Annotated in this window: 22 protein-coding genes and 1 pseudogene; 17 read left to right on the top strand and 6 right to left on the bottom strand. The window is 71.2% G+C overall.

Annotated elements, in window-relative coordinates; all coding sequences use genetic code 11:
• The first annotated feature begins 6 nt into the window (after window positions 1–6).
• Window positions 7–945, top strand: a complete 939-nt coding sequence (locus LY41_RS00875; RefSeq protein WP_253862831.1) for an ROK family protein — start codon at window positions 7–9, stop codon at window positions 943–945.
• Between the two features lie 50 nt (window positions 946–995).
• Window positions 996–1,919 carry an NUDIX hydrolase gene (locus tag LY41_RS00870; RefSeq protein WP_253861831.1) on the top strand — a complete coding sequence of 308 codons (924 nt, stop codon included), beginning with the start codon at window positions 996–998 and terminating at the stop codon, window positions 1,917–1,919.
• A gap of 65 nt (window positions 1,920–1,984) precedes the next feature.
• On the opposite strand, the gene LY41_RS00865 is transcribed toward LY41_RS00870, so the two are convergent.
• Together LY41_RS00865 and LY41_RS00860 are read right to left on the bottom strand one after the other, a co-directional pair.
• Window positions 1,985–2,614, bottom strand: coding sequence for a hypothetical protein (locus LY41_RS00865; protein WP_253861830.1), 630 nt, complete (start codon window positions 2,612–2,614; stop codon window positions 1,985–1,987).
• Entirely contained in the window at window positions 2,611–3,378 is a 768-nt protein-coding gene (locus tag LY41_RS00860; RefSeq protein WP_253862830.1) for an alpha/beta hydrolase, read from the bottom strand. Before LY41_RS00860 ends, LY41_RS00865 begins: the two co-directional genes overlap by 4 nt.
• A gap of 229 nt (window positions 3,379–3,607) precedes the next feature.
• On the opposite strand from LY41_RS00860, the gene LY41_RS00855 reads away from it, so the two are divergent.
• The gene (locus LY41_RS00855; protein WP_253861828.1) at window positions 3,608–4,438 is read left to right on the top strand and encodes a lysophospholipid acyltransferase family protein; all 831 of its coding nucleotides are present in this window, start codon (window positions 3,608–3,610) and stop codon (window positions 4,436–4,438) included.
• Window positions 4,439–4,516: 78 nt separating this feature from the next.
• On the top strand, window positions 4,517–5,017 hold the full coding sequence (locus LY41_RS00850; RefSeq protein ID WP_253861826.1) for a polyadenylate-specific 3'-exoribonuclease AS: 501 nt from the start codon (window positions 4,517–4,519) through the stop codon (window positions 5,015–5,017).
• 48 nt (window positions 5,018–5,065) lie between these two features.
• Here LY41_RS00850 and LY41_RS00845 read toward each other — a convergent pair whose 3' ends face one another.
• Entirely contained in the window at window positions 5,066–6,214 is a 1,149-nt protein-coding gene (locus LY41_RS00845; RefSeq protein ID WP_253861824.1) for a 3-deoxy-7-phosphoheptulonate synthase, read from the bottom strand.
• Window positions 6,215–6,458: 244 nt separating this feature from the next.
• Between LY41_RS00845 and LY41_RS00840 the strand changes: the two are divergent.
• The 6 genes and pseudogenes from LY41_RS00840 to LY41_RS00815 all read left to right on the top strand — a co-directional run.
• A pseudogene (locus LY41_RS00840) lies at window positions 6,459–6,773 on the top strand (6-phosphofructokinase); the annotation flags it as partial.
• 45 nt (window positions 6,774–6,818) lie between these two features.
• Window positions 6,819–7,481 carry a DUF2461 domain-containing protein gene (locus tag LY41_RS00835; RefSeq protein WP_253861823.1) on the top strand — a complete coding sequence of 221 codons (663 nt, stop codon included), beginning with the start codon at window positions 6,819–6,821 and terminating at the stop codon, window positions 7,479–7,481.
• Between the two features lie 112 nt (window positions 7,482–7,593).
• Complete coding sequence (pyk, locus tag LY41_RS00830) at window positions 7,594–9,018, top strand: pyruvate kinase (RefSeq protein WP_253861822.1); 1,425 nt, start codon at window positions 7,594–7,596, stop codon at window positions 9,016–9,018.
• 36 nt (window positions 9,019–9,054) lie between these two features.
• A complete protein-coding gene (locus LY41_RS00825; protein ID WP_253861820.1) occupies window positions 9,055–9,960 on the top strand; it encodes an acyl-CoA thioesterase in 906 nt (301 codons plus the stop codon).
• A 220-nt stretch (window positions 9,961–10,180) separates the two neighbouring features.
• Window positions 10,181–11,041, top strand: a complete 861-nt coding sequence (locus tag LY41_RS00820; RefSeq protein WP_253861819.1) for a helix-turn-helix domain-containing protein — start codon at window positions 10,181–10,183, stop codon at window positions 11,039–11,041.
• A gap of 22 nt (window positions 11,042–11,063) precedes the next feature.
• Complete coding sequence (locus tag LY41_RS00815; protein WP_253861818.1) at window positions 11,064–11,309, top strand: DUF397 domain-containing protein; 246 nt, start codon at window positions 11,064–11,066, stop codon at window positions 11,307–11,309.
• A gap of 48 nt (window positions 11,310–11,357) precedes the next feature.
• Here LY41_RS00815 and LY41_RS00810 read toward each other — a convergent pair whose 3' ends face one another.
• Complete coding sequence (locus LY41_RS00810; RefSeq protein WP_253861815.1) at window positions 11,358–12,980, bottom strand: succinic semialdehyde dehydrogenase; 1,623 nt, start codon at window positions 12,978–12,980, stop codon at window positions 11,358–11,360.
• Window positions 12,981–13,085: 105 nt separating this feature from the next.
• Complete coding sequence (locus tag LY41_RS00805) at window positions 13,086–13,703, bottom strand: TetR/AcrR family transcriptional regulator (protein WP_253861813.1); 618 nt, start codon at window positions 13,701–13,703, stop codon at window positions 13,086–13,088.
• Window positions 13,704–13,821: 118 nt separating this feature from the next.
• On the opposite strand from LY41_RS00805, the gene LY41_RS00800 reads away from it, so the two are divergent.
• From LY41_RS00800 to LY41_RS00770, 7 genes are all read left to right on the top strand, one after another.
• A complete protein-coding gene (locus LY41_RS00800) occupies window positions 13,822–14,979 on the top strand; it encodes an acyl-CoA dehydrogenase family protein (protein ID WP_253861812.1) in 1,158 nt (385 codons plus the stop codon).
• A gap of 47 nt (window positions 14,980–15,026) precedes the next feature.
• A complete protein-coding gene (locus LY41_RS00795) occupies window positions 15,027–16,169 on the top strand; it encodes a CaiB/BaiF CoA transferase family protein (RefSeq protein WP_253861810.1) in 1,143 nt (380 codons plus the stop codon).
• Window positions 16,170–16,577: 408 nt separating this feature from the next.
• The gene (locus LY41_RS00790) at window positions 16,578–16,745 is read left to right on the top strand and encodes a hypothetical protein (RefSeq protein ID WP_253861809.1); all 168 of its coding nucleotides are present in this window, start codon (window positions 16,578–16,580) and stop codon (window positions 16,743–16,745) included.
• Window positions 16,746–17,174: 429 nt separating this feature from the next.
• Window positions 17,175–17,678 (top strand): helix-turn-helix transcriptional regulator, encoded by a 504-nt coding sequence (locus LY41_RS00785; RefSeq protein WP_253861807.1) that lies wholly within the window; start codon window positions 17,175–17,177, stop codon window positions 17,676–17,678.
• A 271-nt stretch (window positions 17,679–17,949) separates the two neighbouring features.
• Complete coding sequence (locus LY41_RS00780) at window positions 17,950–18,786, top strand: lytic transglycosylase domain-containing protein (RefSeq protein WP_253861805.1); 837 nt, start codon at window positions 17,950–17,952, stop codon at window positions 18,784–18,786.
• Window positions 18,787–18,879: 93 nt separating this feature from the next.
• Window positions 18,880–19,320, top strand: a complete 441-nt coding sequence (locus LY41_RS00775; protein ID WP_253861803.1) for a transcriptional regulator — start codon at window positions 18,880–18,882, stop codon at window positions 19,318–19,320.
• A 4-nt stretch (window positions 19,321–19,324) separates the two neighbouring features.
• Window positions 19,325–19,717 carry a DUF3817 domain-containing protein gene (locus tag LY41_RS00770; protein ID WP_253861802.1) on the top strand — a complete coding sequence of 131 codons (393 nt, stop codon included), beginning with the start codon at window positions 19,325–19,327 and terminating at the stop codon, window positions 19,715–19,717.
• Here LY41_RS00770 and LY41_RS00765 read toward each other — a convergent pair.
• On the bottom strand, window positions 19,695–20,552 hold the full coding sequence (locus tag LY41_RS00765) for a spermidine synthase (protein ID WP_253862829.1): 858 nt from the start codon (window positions 20,550–20,552) through the stop codon (window positions 19,695–19,697). The genes LY41_RS00770 and LY41_RS00765 overlap by 23 nt on opposite strands.
• Window positions 20,553–20,604: the final 52 nt, after the last annotated feature.

The raw sequence follows: 20,604 nt of genomic DNA, 5'->3' as shown, positions 1-20,604 counted from the left end.
ATCGGAATCGATGTCGGCGGCACGAGCATTCGCGCCGGTGTCGTCGACGGCACCGGCGATGTGCTCGACACCGCACGCACCGGAACCCCGCACGACGAGGCGGCACTGGAGGACGCGATCGCGGGAACGGTCGACTCCTTGCGGCGTGGCCGTGAGGTGGCCGCGGTCGGACTGGCGGTCGCCGGGTTCGTCGAGCGCGACCGCACGTCGGTGCTGTTCGCGCCCCATCTGCCGTGGCGGACCACCACGGTGGCCGAGCGCATGAGCGAGCGGCTCGGGCTGCCGGTGACGCTCGAGCACGACGCCAACGCCGCGACCTTCGCCGAGTACCGGTTCGGGGCGGCGCGTGGCGCGTCGGTGGGCGTGTTCGTCGCGCTCGGTACGGGGATCGGCGCAGGCCTGCTGCTCGACGGTGAGCTGTTCCGGGGTGCGCACGGTGTCGCACCGGAGCTGGGGCATCTGCGGCTCGTGCCCGGCGGGCGGCAGTGCCCGTGCGGCAAGTCCGGGTGCTGGGAGCGCTACTGCAGCGGCACCGCGCTGGCAGCCACGGCGATCGAACTGCTCGCCACCCGGCCCGAACACTCCACGGTGCTGGCGCGTGAGGCGGCGGGCGATCCGGGTGCGGTGACGGGCCGGCGTGTGGCTGCGGCCGCGCGCGAGGGCGATCCGCTCGCGCGCAGGGCGATGGCGGAGCTCGCCCGGTGGCTCGGTGAGGGGCTGGCACTCGTGGCCGACGTCTACGACCCGGAGGTCGTCGTCATCGGCGGTGGCGTGTCGGCGTCGGCGCCCCTGTTCCTCGACGAGGCACGGGAGACCTACCTGAGCGCCGTGACGGGTGGCAGGCACCGACCGCACGCCCGGATCCGCACGGCACAGCTCGGCGACGACGCCGCCATCGTCGGGGCGGCCGCACTGGCGGCCGAATGCGGCGGCCGAGCGGTCTGATTGCCTCCGGGTACGGGCGTGTTGCGGTCCGGACGCGCTAGATTCGCACGATGCTGATCGGAAACGGGGACGGGTTCGTCAGCTGTGCCTGCGGGCGGCGGCACTGGGGCTTGTTCGGCGCTGCAGGGCTGCTGCTGAGCGATCCGCGGCGCGGCGTGCTGCTGCAGCATCGCGCGGCATGGACGCACGAAGGCGGTTCGTGGGCACTGCCGGGCGGCGCGGTGCAACCCGACGAAACGTCGGCGCAGGCGGCGGCTCGGGAGACCGAGGAGGAGACGGCCGTGCCCGGCGAGGCCTTCCGGGTCCTGGCCCAGCGTGCCGACGAACACGGCAGCTGGCGGTACACGACGGTGCTGGCGACGGCACTCGGCGACGCGGCACGGCCGCGCGTGGCCAATGCCGAGAGCACGGCCCTGCGCTGGGTACCGCCCGGCGAGGTGGCGGACTATCCGCTGCACAGCGGGTTCGCCGCGGCCTGGCCGGAGCTGCGTGATCAGCTCGGCAGGCGGCTCGTGCTGCTGGTCGACGCCGCGACCGTGATCGATGCGCGCTCGGACGGCCGGTCCCGCGACCGGGCGGGCGCGGTGGCACGGCTGCGCGATCGGCTGGCCGTGCTCGCCGGCATGGGCGTGTCGGCAGCCGACGTCGGACTCGACGGCGTGGCCGGCGCGGCGCACTGGAGCTGGTGGCCGCAGGTGGTGCTGGTCGCCGAGGGTGCGGCCGCCGGGACCGAACCGGCTGCGGGTGTCGCTGTGGTGGGCCCCGGTGCGGACGGCCCCGGTGCGGACGGTGACGCCGGGATCGTGGCGGCCGCTCGCACGGTGCGGGCGGGCGGGCCCGGCGATCACCTCGTGGTGGTCACGGCCGATCCCCGGCTGCGTGACGGCGCCGACGCCACGGAGGTCCTGGATCCGGCTGCGGTCCTGGATCCGGCTGCGCTGTGGCGGCTGCTGGCGGCCTGCGCACCCGCGTGACCGCGGCACGTCCTCACGCGGTGAGCCGGAACCTCTCGCGGTGAGTCAGACCCTCTCGCGGTGAGTCAGACCTGAGCGCCGTTGGTCGGGTCGGCACCGTCCGGCGGACCCTGCCTGACGCGCAACAGCAGCAGCGAGATCCCCGCCGCGAGCGCGAGCATGCCGAGCGGCGTGGCGACCGCTCCGGACAGCCCGGCGAGCGACGGCGCGATGAGCAGCAACAGCCCGAAGACGAACAGCACGAGGATGACCGCGGCACCCTTGCGCGGTTTCGGCAGCGGGGGCGGTTCGGGCGGGACGAAGTGGTCGTCGGGATCGTCGTCGTCCGGTGCCGGGCCGAACATCGTCTCGTCCCACGCGATCGGGCTGTCGCGCCAGCCGTCGCCGCGCGAGCGCGGCGCCGTGGTGCCCGCACCGCGCTCGCTGTCGCCGCGGTCCTCGGGTCCGTGGGAGGGATCGGGGCGCTCGTCGGGATCGGGACCGGGGCGCTCCAGTACCGCACCGCCGCCCCGGTCGTCGTCGATGCCGGGCCGGTCGCCGCGCGGTTCGCTGCGATCCCGGTCGTCACCGGCCGGTTCGTCGAAGGACCCACGGTCGGCGGCGCGCTCGTCGAATCCCTGCGCGCGCAGGTCCGCGACGATCTCCTCGAAGGTCGCGTCGATGTTCTCCGGTCCGTCGGAGCCTGGTCTGCTCACTTGCTCCCCACCTGCCTGACCGCGCGGACGAACTCGCTGCTGCGCTCGAAAACGAGCGGTGCGTCGTTGTCGAGGGTGGCGACGTGGAAGCTGTCGTGCAAGACGACCTCGGTGACACGCGCCGGATCGGTGCCGATGCCGTCGAGGACGACCCGGGAATTGACCGGCTCGACGACGTGGTCCACCGTCGAGTGTGCCAGCAGCACCGGCTGGGTCACGAGCGGCAGATCCCGGCGCACCGACCGCCACAACCTGCTGAGGGAATGCGCCGCGCGGAGGGGCGTGCGGTCGTAGGAGAGTTCGGTGACACCGGGCTTGGCGATGTCGCCGGAGATCGCCGGGATCGAGGGAACCAGGTGGGATACCACGGGCAGGAACCTCGCGGCCGGCCGCGAGGTCAGTACCGACGGGTTGACCAGCGCGATGCCCGCGAGCGCGTCACCGAGCTGCTGCGCGAGCCGAAGCGTCAGCGTGCCGCCCATCGACAGCCCGAACACGAACACCGCGTCGCACCGGCGGGACAGTTCCAGCGCCTCGCGTTCGACGCAGCCGTACCAGTCCCGCCAGGTCGTGCGGTTGCATTCCCGCCACGTGGTGCCGTGTCCCGGCAGGCGCGGCCCGCGCACGGTGTGGCCCTCGGCAGCCAGGTGCTCGCCCCACGGCCGCATACTCGCCGGGGTCCCCGTGAATCCGTGGCACAACAGCACCCCCGTTCCACTGGTTCCGGTGTGCTGGAACGGCTCGGCGCCGGCGAGCACGGGCATGCCGCGGGTCCCTTCCTCGTACGGGTGATCGAGTGTCATCGTCGCACGGCGAACCGCACGCACGGAGGCGAAGCTCCGCCTGCCGGCGTCCGCGGCGCCGGGGCGGTGCCCGGGGAACCGGGTGCGGGGTGACACGGATGTCGGCGGCACCCCCGGTGTTGTGGCCGTGCGCACGGTATTCGTAGTGTGAGCCGTCTCGATGGGGTGACAGGTTAGGAGGCGCGGCACGGTGGTGTATCGGCTGCTCAAGTACGTGTTCCTCGGCCCACTGCTGCGGCTGTTGTGGCCGACCAGGGTCACCGGGACGGAGAACATCCCGGCCGAGGGCGGCGCGATCATCGCGAGCAATCACCTGGCCGTGGCCGACTCCTTCTTCATGCCGGTGCACGTGTCGCGGCGGGTGACGTTCCCGGCCAAGCAGGAGTACTTCACCACGCCCGGCGTCAAGGGGCGGCTGCAGAAGTGGTTCTTCACCGCGTCGGGCCAGTTCCCGATCGACCGTTCGGGGGCGTCGGCGGCCCAGGCCGCACTCGACACCAGCGTCGGGTTGCTGTCCGAAGGACGACTGCTCGGGATCTACCCCGAGGGCACCCGTTCGCCCGACGGGCGCCTGTACAAGGGCAAGACCGGCATCGCCCGGATCGCCCTCGAGGCACAGGTGCCGGTCGTTCCGGTCGCGATGGTCGGCACCGACAGGGTCAACCCCATCGGCTCGAAGATGTGGTGGCCGCGCCGGCTCGAGATCCGCTTCGGGGAGCCGCTCGACTTCTCCCGGTACGAGGGGCTCGCCGGTGACCGGTTCGTCGAGCGCTCGATCGCGGACGAGATCATGTACGCGCTCATGGAGCTGTCCGGCCAGGAGTACGTCGACGTCTACGCCGCGAAGGCCAAGGAGGAACTCGGTGAGGCGGTGCCGCGGCACTCCCGAACGGATCGGGCCGCCGCGCCGGACCGATACGCCGACACCGACGCCGACGCCGATACCGACACTGCCGCCGACGCCGACACTGCCGCCGACGCCGCGGCGCCGGCCGGGATGCCGGAGAGCCGGGCGGGCTGATTCCGGGGCCGGACGGGCGGTCCGCCACCTCCGGACCGCCCGTCCGGGGTGGCGGAGCGCGGGCGTTACGGTGCTGCGGTGCGATTCTTCTACGACACCGAATTCATCGAGGACGGCGTGACCATCGACCTGGTGTCGATCGGTGTGGTGGACGAGTCCGGACGCAGCTTCTATGCCGTGTCCACGGAGTTCGACCCCGCCAAGGCGGGCAAGTGGGTGCGCGAGCACGTGCTCGACAAACTGCCCTCGCCCGCCGACCGGGCATGGGGCAGCCGCGATCGGATCCGTGACGACCTGCTGGCGTTTCTCGGCAAGCCGTCCGACGGCATCGAGCTGTGGGCCTGGTACGCCGCCTACGACCATGTCGCACTGGCCCAGCTGTGGGGCGCGATGCCGACGTTGCCGCGTCAGCTGCCCCGGTTCACCCGCGACCTGCGCCAGCGCTGGGAGGACGTCGGCAAGCCGGCGCTGCCGAAACAGCCCGCCGACGCCCACGACGCGCTCGCCGACGCGCGGCACAACCTGGAGCGGTGGAAGGTCATCGAACAGGTGCGCCTGCGCGCCGGCTTCGCGGACTGACCCGGGTCCGGCACGGCCGAACGCGGTGCCGGACCCGGTTCGGAAGGGTCAGCCCCGGCGGGCGCGTACCGCCGCGGCGAGGTCGTCGAGCAGGGACGTCGTCGTGGTCCAGTCCATGCACGCATCGGTGATGCTGCGTCCGTAGTCGAGGTCGGCCGCCCGGCCGAGGGTGAGGTCCTGCCTGCCGTCGGCGAGGAAGCTCTCCAGCATCAGACCGGAGATACCGGGCTCACCCGCGCCGATGCGCGTCGCCAGCTCGCTCACCACGTTCGCCTGGCGCACCTGGTCCTTACCACTGTTGCCGTGGCTGGCGTCCACGACGAGGCGTTCGGGCAGCCCCGCCTTCCGCAGCCGCGCCAGGGTGTCCGCGACCGTGCCGGCGTCGTGGTTCGGGCCTGCGCTGCCGCCGCGGAGGATGACGTGGCCGTCGTCGTTTCCGGCGGTGGTCAGCAGCGCGGACACGCCGTCGGTGGTGATGCCGGGGAAGACGTGACTCGCCGCCGCCGCGCGCGTGGCGTCGACGGCGACCTGCACGTCGCCGTCGGTCGCGTTCTTGATGCCCACCGGCATCGACAGTCCGCTGCACAGCTGACGGTGCACCTGGCTGGCCGCGGTGCGCGCACCGACGGAGCCCCACGTCACGACGTCGGCGATGTACTGCGGAATGATCGGGTCGAGGAACTCGCAGCCGACCGGAAGGCCGAGCGCGGAGACGTCGAGCAGCAACTGGCGCGCGAGCCGCAGGCCCTTGTTGACCGCGAAGCCGCCGTCGAGGTCCGGATCGTTGATCAGGCCCTTCCACCCGAGCGTGGTGCGCGGCTTCTCGAAGTACACGCGCATCACGATGTGCAGTTCGCCGCGGACCTTCTCGGCGTGGGCAGCCAGCTTCCGGGCGTAGTCGAGGGCGGCCTCGGGGTCGTGGACCGAGCAGGGCCCCGCGACGACCAGCAGGCGGTCGTCCCGGCCGGCCAGGATGTCCACGGCGGCGTCCCGGCCCGCGGTGACCGTGCGGGCGACGGTGTCGTCGACCGGGTGCTCCTGGCGCAGCAGCGCGGGCGACATGAGGGGGCTGACGTGCGTGATGCGGTGATCGTCCAGGGGCACCGTGGCAGTACCGGACGTGGCGGCACCGGCTCCGGCGGCGCCGGTCGTTGCCGTCGTGGGCTCGGGGGATGCCGTGCTCGGCAGAGTGGCCATCGGGGTGACTTCCTTTCCGCAAGCCGCCCCGGGCGTGACCGAGCCGGCTCGACTTCCGGCTCGAAGTGGGTTGGTCAGCGCAGGTTCACGCCGACCGGCCCACTCCGGGCCGGCCAGGTAAACCAGTAATAGCGCTGCATGTCTGGGACCATAGCAGAGGCTAACCTAGCTTGAACGGTCCAGTGATCTAGATCTATCCTCGGCCCGCACCAACCCGTACACCGAGGACGGCGGGGCGGAACGGATCGCGCTCCACTCCGGTAGGGCGGGCGGGGCGAGCGCCGTCCTCGTGCCGGAACGGCCGTTCTCGGTCGGCCGGGTGGTCGGCCGGGTGGTCGGCTGAGTGCAGGCCCGGTTCGAGCGGGAGTACGCGCCGATCGTCGTCGCCGCCGAAGGCGCTCAGCCCGACGCCGTGGCTGCGGTCGCCGACGGCGACTCGGGTGTGATGACGGCCCTGCGTGGCACCGGCATCGTCCGCGTTCCCCTCGTCGAGGCCACGGCCGAGCTCAAGACCGTGCCCGCCGAACGCTACGCCGAGGCGGAGGTCCTCTTCGGCTGACACCGTCGGATGCTCGATCCGCCGGCCGGGTTAGCGTGTCCGGCCGTGGGGTTCACGGGATTCGGCGAGTACGCGATCGACTTCTACGACGGCCTCGTGGCCGACAATTCGAAGCCGTACTGGAACGCCAACGTCGAGACGTACCGGCGCGACGTGCGCGGGCCGATGGAGGAGTTGCTGGCCGAGCTGGCCGACGAGTTCTCCGACCTGGGCGAGCCGAAGGTGTTCCGGCCGCATCGCGACGTGCGGTTCGCCAAGGACAAGACGCCCTACAAGACGCACTGCGGCGGGGTGATCGAAGCGGGCCGCGGCGGCGGTGCGTACTACGTCGAGGTCGGGCCCGCCGGCCTGCGCGCAGGCGGCGGGTGCTTCCACCTCGCCGCCGACCAGCTGGCCCGGTTCCGGCAGGCGGTCGACACCGACGTGCACGGCCGCGCGCTCGAACGCATCCTCGGCGACCTGCGCGGGAAGGGATGGCAGATCGCGGGCGAGACCCTCAAGACCCGCCCGCGTGGCGTGCCCGCCGACCATCCCCGGCTGGAGCTGCTGCGGCACCGCAGGCTGTACGCGATCCACACGTGGGAGCCCGACGACACGCTCCACGAACCGGGGTGTCTCGACCGCGTGCGCCGCGCGTGGCGGCAGGTGCGGGCGCTGAACGAGTGGGCACGCGACCACGTCGGCGTGAGCACGCAGCCCCGCCGCTGACGGGCGCGACCGGGCCGCCGACCGGGGTGTGACCGGGCACACCACGCTCCGCGGCACGCGGAAACCGGATCGGTCAAGACGCGAGGGCGGCGACGGTCTAGGCTGTGCAGGTGTGAGTCGACGAGCGAAGATCGTATGCACCCTTGGCCCAGCGACGGCGACGGCGGAGAAGGTCCGTGACCTCGTCGAATCGGGGATGAACGTCGCCAGGATGAACTTCAGTCACGGCGACCACGACGACCACAAGCAGGTCTACGACCTCGTCCGTTCCGCCGCGGCCGAGACCGGACGGGCAGTCGGCATCCTCGCCGACCTGCAGGGCCCGAAGATCCGGCTCGGCACGTTCGCCAGCGGTCCCGTCGAATGGCGCACCGGCGACACGGTCCGGATCACCGTGGAGGACGTGGTCGGTACCCACGACCGCGTGTCCACGACGTACAAGGGCCTGGCCGAGGACGCCAAGCAGGGCGACCGGTTGCTGGTCGACGACGGCAAGGTGGGACTGACGGTCGACGAGGTCGACGGGTCGGACGTCGTGTGCACCGTCAGCGAGGGCGGCACCGTCAGCGACAACAAGGGCGTGTCGCTGCCCGGTATGGACGTCTCCGTGCCCGCCCTGTCCGACAAGGACGTCGCCGACCTCGAATTCGCCCTCGAGCTCGGCGTCGACTTCATCGCACTGTCGTTCGTGCGCTCGCCCGCCGACATCGACCTCGTCCACCAGGTGATGGACCGGGTCGGCAAGGGCCGCGTGCCGGTGATCGCCAAGCTGGAGAAGCCGGAGGCGGTCTACAGTCTCGAGGCCGTCGTGCTGGCCTTCGACGGTCTGATGGTGGCGCGCGGCGACCTCGGTGTCGAGCTGCCGCTCGAGCAGGTGCCGCTGGTGCAGAAGCGGGCCATCCAGATCGCGCGGGAGAACGCCAAACCGGTCATCGTCGCGACGCAGATGCTCGACTCGATGATCGGCAACCCGCGGCCGACGCGCGCCGAGGCCTCGGACGTCGCGAACGCGGTGCTCGACGGTGCGGACGCGGTGATGCTCTCCGGCGAGACGAGCGTCGGCCGGTACCCGATCGAGACGGTGCAGACCATGTCGCGGATCGTCGAGGCGGTCGAGGCCGATCTGCCCGAGGTGCCGCCGCTGTCGCACGTGCCGCGCACCAAGCGGGGCGTCATCTCGTACGCGGCGCGCGACATCGGCGAGCGGCTCAACGCGAAGGCGCTCGTCGCGTTCACCCAGTCCGGTGACACGATGCGCCGGCTCGCGCGGCTGCACACCCGCTTGCCGCTGCTGGCGTTCACCCCCTTGGAGAGCGTGCGCAGCCAGCTGGCGCTGTCGTGGGGCACGAACACGCAGCTCGTGCCGAAGGCGGACTCCACCGACCGGATGATCCAGCAGTGCGATCGCGCCATGATCGAGACCGGTCGGTACCAGCCGGGTGACCTGGTCGTCATCGTCGCCGGTTCGCCGCCGGGCACGGTCGGCTCGACCAACCTCATCCGGGTGCACCGGCTCGGTGAGGACGACCACGCCTGACCGGCGACTGCGGCGGCCGGCTGACAGAATCGGCGCATGACGGAACTGGCGCGCGCCGCGGCATCGGAGTCCGGCGACGACTCGGGCAGTGGTCAGCCGGTGCTGGACCGGCTGGTGAATCTGCTCGACCTCGAGAAGATCGAGGAGAACATCTTCCGCGGGGTCAGTCCGCCGAACTCGCCGACGCGCGTGTTCGGCGGGCAGGTCGCCGGGCAGGCGCTCGTGGCCGCGGGCCGCACGGTGCCGGCCGAGCGCCACGTGCATTCGCTGCACGCCTACTTCATCCGTGGCGGCGATCCGGCCGTGCCGATCGTGTACGAGGTCGACCGTGTCCGCGACGGCCGTTCGTTCACCACGCGGCGTGTCACCGCCGTGCAGCACGGCAAGGCGATCTTCGCGTTGTCGGCGTCGTTCCAGCTGGCCGAGGCCGGTGTCGAACACGCAGGGGTGATGCCCGACGTGCCCGCTCCCGAGACGCTGCCGACACTCGCCGAGCGGGTCGCGCCGTACGCCGAGACGCTCGGCGACCACCGGGTGGGCCCGCGGCCGCTGGACATGCGCTACGTCAACGACCCGCCGTGGGTGACCCGGGAGACCGGCGGCTGGGAAGGCCGTAACCAGGTGTGGATGAAGGCCGACGGCGTACTGCCGGACGACCCGCTGCTGCACGTGTGCGTGCTGACCTACGCCTCGGACCTCACGTTGCTGGACTCCGTACTCGCCGAACACGGTGTGTACTGGGGCCTCGACCGCGTGCTCGGCGCCAGTCTCGACCACGCGCTGTGGTTCCACCGGCCGTTCCGGGCCGACAACTGGTTCCTCTACGACAGCACGTCGCCGACCGCCTCCGGAGCGCGCGGTCTGGCGACGGGCCGGTTCCTCGCTCACGACGGCAGCCACATCGCGACCGTCGTCCAGGAAGGTCTGGTCCGCGTCCTCTGACGCCATCGCCACCGCCACCGCCACGCCGGCGCGGCGGTGGCGGTGGCGTTTCCCCGGGGTCGGCGCAGCCGTCCCGCAGGTCGGCCGTCACGTTCGGCGGAAATGCACCGCGTGGTTTTCCGGAATGGCACGCTCGTACGGCGCCGACGTGATTCACCGGCACCGTCTTGTCCTCGCGCTCGGTGGTTAGATGGGGCGCGGCACGAGGTGGAGGTGAGTGATGACGCGTGGCCAGGGCCCGACCGTCCGACGCCGCAGGCTGGCCGGAGAACTGCGCAGACTCCGGGAGGCTGCGGACCTGACGATCGACGACGTGGCCGAGCGCCTCGAGTGTTCCGCGTCCAAGGTGAGCCGGGTCGAGACCGGCAACGTCGGCGTCACGCCGCGGGACGCGCGGGACATGCTCGGGTTGTACGGCGTGACGGGGCAGGAGGCCGACGCCCTCGTTCAGCTGGCGCGGGAGGCCCGCAAACGCGGCTGGTGGCACGCCTACAGCGAGGTCTTCACCGGCACGTTCGTGGGACTCGAGGCCGACGCCAGCTCGCTGCGGGCGTACCAGGCCCTGCTCGTGCCCGGTCTGCTGCAGACCCGCCGGTACGCGCACGCGGTGATCCGGGCGATGCGGCCCGACTCCACCGAGACCGAGGTCTCCCGCCGTGTCGAGGCGCGCCTGGAACGGCAGGCACTGCTGCAGGACGCGCATCCGCCCGAGTACTGGGCCGTGGTGGACGAGGCCGTACTGCACCGCGCCGTCGGCGGCGCGGAGGTGATGGCCGAACAGCTGTGGCGCATGGTCGACATCGCCGCGCTGCCGCACGCGACCATTCAGGTCGTGCCGTTCGGCGGTGGCGCACACCCGGGAATGGAGGGCCCGTTTCTCATTCTCGGATTCCCGGAACAGGCCGATCACGACGTGGTGTACGTCGACAGCACGAATGGTGGACTCTATCTCGAAGAGGACTCCGAGGTTCATCGCTACGCGCTCATGTTCGACCATTTGCGTGCCGCGGCGGCCAAGCCCGATGATTCGCTCGACATGATCGAGGCCGCCGCGCGGCGGTTCGAGAAGCACGACAACTGAACCGGATCGACAAGGAGAGCACATGGCCAGCGTCCTGTCCGCCCGTTCCGCGCCGCGTGGCTCGAACCGGGCCGAAGCCTGCGAGCTCGCGTGGCGCAAGAGCAGCTACAGCGGTGGCGGCAACGACTGCGTCGAAGTGGCGTTCACTCCCGCCGGTACCGCGGTGCGGGACTCGAAGAATCCCGGCGGCGGCATGCTGCGGATGTCGGCATCGGAGTGGGAGATGCTGCTGACGGCCGCGCGCAGCGGCTCGCTCGACCGCCCTTGACTCCTACTCGTGCGCCTGCCGGTGAGCCGTCGGCCCCTCGGGCGGGCGTCAGCGGCGCGGGAGCCGCCGCAGCGCCGCGATACCCGCGGACATGGCCTTGGCCCACAGCCGCGGGGGCATGCCGCGGAACGGGCGCAGCTTCAGGCCGCGCTGCACGGCGACGGCCTGCGCCTCGGTGTACTTGAGCAGACCCTCGGCACTGTTACGCCTGCCGACACCGGATTCCTTCATTCCGCCCATCGGCACCCCGACCGTGCCGAACGTGGCTGCGTAGCCCTCGTTGACGTTCACGGTTCCGGCCTTGATCCGCCGGGCGACCTCTTCGCCGCGGCGGGCGTCACGGGTCCACACGCTCGCATTGAGGCCGAACTCGGTGTCGTTGGCGCGGGCGACCGCCTCGTCGACGTCGGAGTAGGGGTACACCGCCACGACCGGGCCGAACGTCTCCTCGCGGAACAACGCCGCCTGCTCGGTGACGCCGGTGAGCACGGTCGGCTCGTAGAACAACGGGCCCAGGTCCGGCCGTGGCCTGCCGCCGGTGACGACGTTCGCTCCGGCCGCGCGTGCGTCGTCGACGTGCGCCGACACCGTGTGCAGTTGGTCCTGCGAGGTGAGCGAGCCCATGCCGGACCGGTAGTCGAGACCGGCGCCGAGCCGGAGCTCCTCGGTCCGTTCGGCCAGGGCACGGACGAACTCGTCGTGGATGCTCTCGTGCACGTAGATCCGCTCGACCGATACGCACAGCTGGCCTGCCGACGAGAAACACGCCGTGACGGCACCGGCGGCGGCCTTGCGGATGTCGGCGTCGGGCAGCACGACCATCGGGTTCTTGCCGCCGAGCTCGAGCGAGTAGCTGGTGAGCCGCTCGGCGACCTGCCGCGCCAGCCGCTTGCCCGTCGGCGTCGAGCCGGTGAAGCACAGGTAGTCCGACTCCTCGACGAGCGCGTCGCCGATGGCCGATCCGCGCCCGAGCACGATCTGCCACGCGTCGGTGGGCAACCCGGCCTGCCCGGCGAGTTCGTGCAGCCACAGCGCCGACAAGGCCGTCTGGTTGTCCGGCTTCTGCACGACCGTGTTGCCGGCGGCCAGAGCGGGCAACACGTCCATCGCCGTCAGGGCGAGCGGGTAGTTCCACGGTGAGATGATCCCGACGACACCCTTCGGGTGCCGGACCTCGCTCGCCTTCGTCAGCACCGGCAGGGCGCCTGCGGCCCGGCGCGGGGCGAGGTGTCGTGCGCTGTGCTTGCCGTAGTAGGAGGCGACCAGTGCGGTGGCGCTGACCTCGTCGAAGGCGTCGATCCGCGCCTTGCCTGCCTCGATCTGCACCAGGTCGAGTACCTCCTGCTGGTGGGCGAGCACGAGGTCGGCCAGGCGCAGCAGCACCCGCTGGCGTTCGCGGGCCGTCCGGTCGCTCCACGCCGTCTGCGCCTCGCGCGCCCGGGTGAAGACCCGGCGCACCTCGGCGTCGCCCGCCTGCGGAAGTGCCGTGACCGGCAGGCCGGTGAACGGCGCGGACATCGTCACCGGTGCGGCGTCCATGCCGGTGACGACCCGGCTGGTGAGCTGTTCGGCGCGCCGGCCGGTGGGTGCACCGGGAACCCCGCCGATGGGGTCGCCGGGGCCGGCCGTGGAGCTGGACTGGCTGGGCGTGCTGGCCGCGGTGCTGGTCACGGGTGCCTCCGGGGACGAAGAAGTGTTACCGGCGAGTAATACCATACCGGGCGGCCGCAACTCCTGCCTCCCGAGCTCGCGGGGCTCACCCGCCGGGATGCCGCGTCACTCGCCGAAATACCGGGTCGCGATGCGTTTCCACTCGGCGAGCAGCTGCTCCCGGCGGTGCGGATCACCGCCGAGTTCGGCGTCCAGGGCCAGGCCCCGGGTGAGGTTCACCGTCAGCCAGAACAGGGTCTGCATCCGTTCCTCGGAGAGGTCGCCGGAGACGCCGGTCAGCAGTTCCAGGGTCGAGCGGCCCAGCGCGCGGTCGACCGGACGGATCGCGCAGCGTAGGTCCGGGTCGGTGCGCGCGGCGATCCAGAGTTCCATGGCCGCGGTGGCGAGAGTGCCGGAGTAGGAGTTCCACAGCAGGTCGATCGCGGCGGCGATGCGCTCGGGGCCGTCGGGCAGCTCCCTGGCCTCCGGCGCGCGCTCGTGCTGCAGCCGGGTGGTCAGGTGCTGCACCGCGGAGGCCATGAGCTCCGATTTCGACGCGAAGTGGTGCTGGAACGCGCCTTTCGAGACACCGGCGCGGGCGCAGATCTCCTGCATCGACGTGCGCGGATACCCCAGCTCCACCAGGCAGTCGATCGTGGCGTCGAGCAGGGCTGCGCGGGTCTCGGCGCGCCGCTGTGCCTGGGTGCGGTGGGTACGCGGGGGAGTGGGCGGTGTCGTGGTCATGAGCGCGTCACCTGCGACCCCTTTACCGGCTCGGGTGGTGGTTGTAGATTCCGGTCGGAACTTACATCTCGTCCGGAATGTTTTCCACCCCAGAGCCAGGTGATCAAGGAGGACCGCCGTGCCGCTGCAACTGCCCAGGAGCCCGTGGCTGACCGAGGAGCTCGACGACTTTCGCGAGATGGCGCGGTCGTTCTGCCAGAAGGAGCTCACCCCGCATCAGGACCGGTGGATCGAGAACAAGCAGATCGATCGCGAGGTCTGGACCAAGGCCGGTGAGGTCGGCCTGCTGTGCCTGTCCGTCCCGGAGGAGTACGGCGGCGGTGGCGGCACCTTCGCGCACGAGACCGTGCTCTACGAGGAACAGGCCCGCAGTGGTGACAGTGCATGGGGCGTGTCCGTGCACAACGGGATCGTGGCCCACTACGTGCTCGCGTACGCCGACGAGGAGAACAAGCGCGAGTGGCTGCCCAAGCTCGCGAGCGGTGAGTGGATCGGTGCGATCGCCATGACCGAGCCGGGAACCGGATCCGACCTGCAGGGGATCAAGACCCGTGCGGTGCGCGAGGGCGACGAGTACGTCATCAACGGCTCCAAGACGTTCATCACCAACGGCGCGATGGCCGACTTCGTCGTCGTGGCCTGCAAGACCGACCCCGATCCCGACGCCGGCGCCAAGGGCATATCGCTGATCGCCGTGCCGACGTCGACGCCCGGTTTCCGGCGCGGCCGCGTGCTCGACAAGATCGGCATGAAGGGGCAGGACACCGCCGAGCTGTTCTTCGACGACGTCCGCGTACCCGCAGCGAATCTGCTCGGCGACCAGGAGGGCCTGGGCTTTCTCCAGCTGATGCAGCAGCTGCCGCAGGAGCGCCTGCTGATCGCCGTGACGGCGGTCGCCGGCATGGCGGCGGCGGTCGACCAGACGATCACCTACACGCACGAGCGCGAGGCGTTCGGCAGGCCGCTGTCGAAGTTCCAGAACACCAAGTTCACGCTCGCCGACGCGGCGACCGAGGTCGCCGTCTCGCGCGCGTTCCTCGACCAGTGCATCGAACGCCACCTGGCGGGCGAACTCGACGTGCAGGGTGCCGCGATGGCGAAACTGTGGACCACCGAGCGCGCCAACCGCGTCATCGACGACTGCGTGCAGCTCTTCGGCGGCTACGGCTACATGACCGAGTACCCGGTCGCGCGCGCCTGGGCGGACATGCGCATCTCGCGGATCTTCGGCGGCACCAGCGAGATCATGAAGGACATCATCTCCCGGACGCTGTGACCCGGCGTGGAGCGAACCCGCCCGCGGAGGGCGGAAAGGGGACATCCATGAACACTGGGCCTCTCGGTGGCCTGAAGGTGATCGAACTCGCCGGCCTGGCGCCGGCTCCGTTCGCGTGCACGATGCTGGCCGATCTCGGTGCCGACGTCGTGCGCGTGGATCGGGCGAACCCGGGAGCGGACGTGCTCGGCATCCCGGACGACCCCCTCACCCGCAGCCGCCGCACCATCGGGGTCGACACCAGAACGCCGGAGGGTGCCGAGGTGGTGCTGTCGCTGGCGCAGCGCGCCGATGTGCTGATCGAAGGCTTCCGGCCCGGCGTCGCCGAACGCCGCGGACTGGGACCGGAGCAGGTGCACGCGCGGAACCCGCGGCTCGTGTACGGGCGCATCACCGGGTGGGGCCAGGACGGTCCGCTGGCGCCGGTGGCCGGGCACGACATCAACTACATCGGGCTCTCCGGAGCCTTGGCCACCATCGGCAGGGCGGGGGAGAAGCCGGTGGCGCCGGTGAACTACCTCGGCGACTTCGGCGGCGGTGGGCTGTACCTGGCGATGGGCGTGCTCGCGGCGCTCCACGAGCGCACGTCCTCCGGTCAGGGACAGGTGGTCGACGCCTCCATGGTGGACGGTTCCGCCCTGCTGACCACGCAGCTGTACGGCATGAAGGCTGCGGGGGCCTGGGGCGGCGAGCGGGGCGAGAACCTCCTCGACGGTGGTGCGCCGTTCTACGACACCTACGCCTGCGCCGACGGCAGGTACGTGGCCGTGGGCGCGATCGAGATGCGGTTCTGGGCCGCGCTGGTGGAGGTGCTCGACCTCGACGCCGCGTCACTGCCGGTACACCTGGACCAGTCGCAGTGGCCGGCGCTGCGCGAGATCCTCACCGAGGCGATCGGGCAGTACTCGCGCGACGAGCTGGTCGCCAAGGCCGAGGGCACGGATGCCTGCCTGACGCCGGTGCTCACGCCGGAGGAAGCCGCCGAGCACCCGCACAACATCGCGCGCGGGACGTTCGCCGACGTCGGCGGGACCGTGCAGCCCGCGCCGGGACCGAAGTTCGACCGTACGCCCGCGCCGCACCCGGAGGCGCCGCACGAGCAGGGTACGGACACGGCCGAGGTGCTCGCCGAATTCGGGTACGACGACGCCGCCATCACCGCGCTGCGGGACGGCGGGGCCATCGCGTGACGAGATCCGCGCGAGGGCTGCACGGCGGGGTGACGGCTGCACGGCCGCGGTGATCGGCCGCGGGCCTCGCCGGCGATCGGTGGGGCCCGCGGCAGGTTCCCGGTCCCACTGGCCGGCGGGACCGGGAATCGGGCACGATGCGCGGCGTGTCGTTGCGCCTGCCGTGAGCGTTGTTCTTCTACGGTGCCACCCGTACGTGTCAGTCATGGATGCGTTGTGTAACCGGATTCCGCCGTTCGTGTGGGAACCGGTTGGGTGGCCCACGGCCCGGTGCAGATGAGGTTGAATGAGCCGCGTGAGCGCGTGCGGCTCACCGGCGTTCATCGGGCTGTCACCCCGTGCGGTCCGGACGTGGCGGAACCGGCGTGAGACCTGGCCGGCCGCCGATGTGAAGAATTGAGTGGAGCGATGTCACCGGGACTCAAGAAATTCCTCATATTCGGCGTCGTCGCTCTCGTTCTGTTCCTGTTGATCAGCAAGCCCACCGAGTCGGCCGAGGCCGTGCAGACCGCCCTGAGCTGGCTCGGAGACGGCGCCCAAGCACTCGTGACCTTCGTGGAGCGCCTCTTTTCCTGACGGTTACGCCGCAGCATCTTTTCCTGACGGTTACGCCGCAGCATCCACCATATGGACAGTTCCTCGTCCGGTGCCGGAAACCCGGCACCGGCAAAGCGTCGTGACCACCCGAAGAATGCGATCACACAGCGTGCATTCGCGGCTTTCTCGACGTGCGGACTGGACCATCCGGGTGGATTCCTGGCCTTGAGTCGCAGGTCAACGAATCGGTTGCCGAGAGGGTCTGGCGTGGACCCGAGTCGCTCTCCTACGGTGCTCACATTGCGTGATCGGGACGATTCCCATCGCCCCGGCGGCTTTGCACCGCAGCGTTGCTCGTGACACGTCGTTCGGGAACGGCGTCGCTCGCGAAGCAGGGCTGCTCGACAGTCTTTCCGCAATCGACCTTTCCGCAATCGACTCCGATGTGCGTTGCAGAAGGAGGCAGGGATGCACGACCCCGGCGTTGACGCGGTCATCCAGCAGTGGACCTCTGAGCGTGAGCAGAGCGCCGAGGAGGCCGAGGCGCACCGCATCGCCACGTCCTGGCTCGCCGAGGCCCCGCAGACTCCGCAGAACTCCCCGCAGACCCCCGGGATTCCCGGCCAGCGAGGCGCGGCGGGCGCCGGCGCGTGGTCGACCCTCGAGACCGCCGACACCACCTATCTGGACGCCATGCGGGACCGTCTGCCGGACGCTCCCGACGAGCTCCTCGTCGCCGCCGCGGGATGGTGGCAGATGGTCGGTGACGTCCGGGAGGCAGAGGCCTGGTGGGATGCCGGCATCAGCCCGCTCGACCAGCGGGCGCTGGACTACCGCGCGGCGGGGCTGGCCCCGGACGATCTCGCCAAGTGGCTCGGGCCGCTCACGGTCCTCGAACACCTCCGGCGGGGCAGCGCTCCCGCCTGGTGTGTGGCCCGCCTGGCGCGGCAGCGCCGCGACGCCGCGAGCTGAGCCCGGTCCCGGCGGTTCTCCGGCCGCGCGGCCGGATCCGTCGTGTGACCCGGCGCCTGTGACCCGTGCGGCCCGGCGCCGTACGGGTCGCACGGTGACCTCGTCCCGGCGTGCCCGCGCCGTCACCGGACGGGCGTAACGTTACGGTGCCTCCGTTCGTTAGCCCCACGGGTGGATCGGCACAGGGAAGGGCCAGGCGGTGCGCGTAGCGGGAACCGGCGACGGTGGACAGCACCGTGGCTTCGTGGTGTCGGTGCTGAGGGTGGTGCCGGTGCTGAGGCCCGTGGCGGCGCGGCTCGGCGCCGTCCTTCTCGTGCTGGCCGTCGGTGCGGGCGGTGTCTGGCTGGTGGCCGGCGCGGCCACCCCGGAGGCGAGTCCCACGACGACGGACGTACCCGCGCGGGAGATCGAACCGGCGAGCGTGACTCCCGGCTCCGCGGCGCCCGCCGAGGAGGTGTCGGTGGAACCGGAACCGGAACCCGAATCGCAGCCGGACCCGGGTGCGAGCAGCGGCGGTGGCCGGCAGCGCCCCGCGGATTCGCTCGACGCCTGGGCCGAACGCACCGCGGCGGTCACCGGCGTGCCCGCCCGCGCGCTGCGTGCCTACGGCCAGGCCGAGCTCGCGATGCGCGAGCACCGGCCCGGGTGCCGTGTCTCGTGGGCGACGCTGGCCGGTATCGGCCGCGTCGAATCCGACCACGGGCGTTACGGCGGCGCCGTGCTGCAGGAGGACGGCAGGCCCTCGTCCCCGATCATCGGCGTACCGCTCAACGGCGCTCCGGGCGTACGCAGCATCACCGACACCGACGGCGGGCGCCTCGACGGCGATTCCCGGCACGATCGGGCCGTCGGCCCGATGCAGTTCATTCCGAGTACGTGGGTGCGCCATGCCGGCGACGGCAACGGCGACGGGCGGGCCGACCCGCAGCAGATCGACGATGCGGCGGTCACCGCGGCGCGGTATCTGTGCGCCGGTGGGCGTGACATGTCCGGAGCCGACGGCTGGTGGGCCGGGATCATGTCCTACAACAATTCGGTGGAGTACGCGCAGAAGGTGTTCGGCCTCGCGGACGGCTACGCCGCACAGGCCGCGGGAGCCCAGGGCTGAGGGCCGAGCCGGTGGCGACGGGCACGCTCGTGCGGCCGCGCGCACCGGGTGTGTGACCGCGATCGCGATCGCACGGGTGCTAGCGTCGGAAGGGTGAATCCCCGCTCCGTCACCGGCCGCGCCGTGGGCCTCACGGCGCTCTGCCTGGCGGCGATGGTGGTCTGCTTCGGCTTGGCCTGGTGGCAGTGGGACCGGTTCTCGTCCGCAGGCGGGACGTTCCAGAACCTCGGTTACGTGCTGCAGTGGCCACTGTTCGGGTTGTTCCCCGCATTCATGGTGTGGCGGTGGCGGGTACTGAGCCGCAGATCCGGCGAGGAGTCCGCCGGCGCATCCGGTGCCGAGTCCTCCGGCGCCGGCCACAGCACTGACGGCGGCCACAGCACTGACACCGGCCACAGCACTGACGGCGGCCACGGCGGTGACGGCGGATACCGTGGCGACAGCGGCGATTCCGAAGACCCCGCCGACGCCGAGCTGGCCGCGTACAACCGGTACCTGGCCGAGCTCTACGCACGTGATCACGAGGTGAAGTGACGACATGGTGACGACCGACCGCGACGCCGACGGCGGGAACAACGCGAGCGCCACTGACAATGCGACCAGCACTGCCGGCCGGGCTCCGGAAGCGTTGCGGGGCCCGCTGGCCCGGTTCCGCGTCGCCGCCTTCGCCACCGGCATCGGCCTGCTGGGACTGGTGGTCGTGATGGTGATCCGCTACGGCTTCGACAACGCCGGGCCCTCGGCGGTGTACTCGCCGATCCACGGGGTCGTCTACATGATCTACCTGGTGCTGGCGGTGGACCTTGCGCTCAAGGCCCGTTGGTCGGTGAAGGGGACGATCGGCGTGCTGCTGGCCGGGTGCGTGCCCCTGCTGTCGTTCTGGGTCGAGCGCAAGGTCCACCAGCATGTCATTGCGGGGAAGAAGCTCTGACCGACGCCCGTACCGCGTGCGGGGGCACGGTGTTGCCCTGCAGTGCCTCGGCGTCGATCGACTCGGGCAGGTAGCCCGCGCCACCCGCGGTGATGCCGGCGAGCCGGCCCTGCATGGTGGTCACGGCGTCGTCGATACGGTCGATCCTGCCCGACAGGAACGCCCATTCGTGCTCGTCGGAGCCGTAGTAGACGGCGGTGCTGAACGCCTCGGTGAACCGTCGCCACGCGGTGACGAGCGTGCGGTTCCGCCACATCGTCGGGCAGCCGCCCTGGCACGTCACCACGCCGCCGGGTGCGAGCAGCTGCGCGCACCGGCGCAGGAAATCTGCTTCGTAGAGGCGGTTGTGCTGGGCCTCGGGGTCTTCGCTCTCGTCGGGCAGGTCGATCAGCACGACGTCGTAGCGGGTGCCCGCCGACTCGGCCGTGGCCAGGAAGTCGAAGCCGTCGCGGTAATGCATCCGGACGGGCCCCTCGTGGGCCTCGGCCGCGGTCAGCTCGGCCTCCGTGTAGCCGTAGGGAAGGTGCTGCGCGCACAGGCGCACGGTCTCGGCGTCGATGTCGACGTGGTCCACCAGCTCCGCTCCGTGGGCGACGGCCATCGCGCTCGCGACACCCTCGCTCGAACCAATGATCAGGACGGACTCCACCCGATCGGCCAGTAGCAGCGGCGGCACGGCCAGCGCCTCGTGGTAGACGAGCTGGGTGGCGTCGGCGCTCTGGCGTTCGTCGTCGCAGAACAGGGTGAGGCCCTGGGCGGTACGGCCGATCAGGACGTGCTGGAACGCGGTCGTCGTGTCGACGACCACGTCGTCGACCTGCCAGGTGCGGGTCATGCCGTCGGCGAGCGGTTCGACGATCTCGGTTCCGGTGGAAGACTCGGTGCTG

Origin of the sequence: Prauserella halophila (assembly GCF_024171895.1) — a bacterium.
Lineage (GTDB): Bacteria > Actinomycetota > Actinomycetes > Mycobacteriales > Pseudonocardiaceae > Prauserella > Prauserella halophila.
The sequence above is the reverse complement of the archived record's forward strand: the minus strand, read 5'-3'. Positions and strand labels throughout refer to the sequence as shown.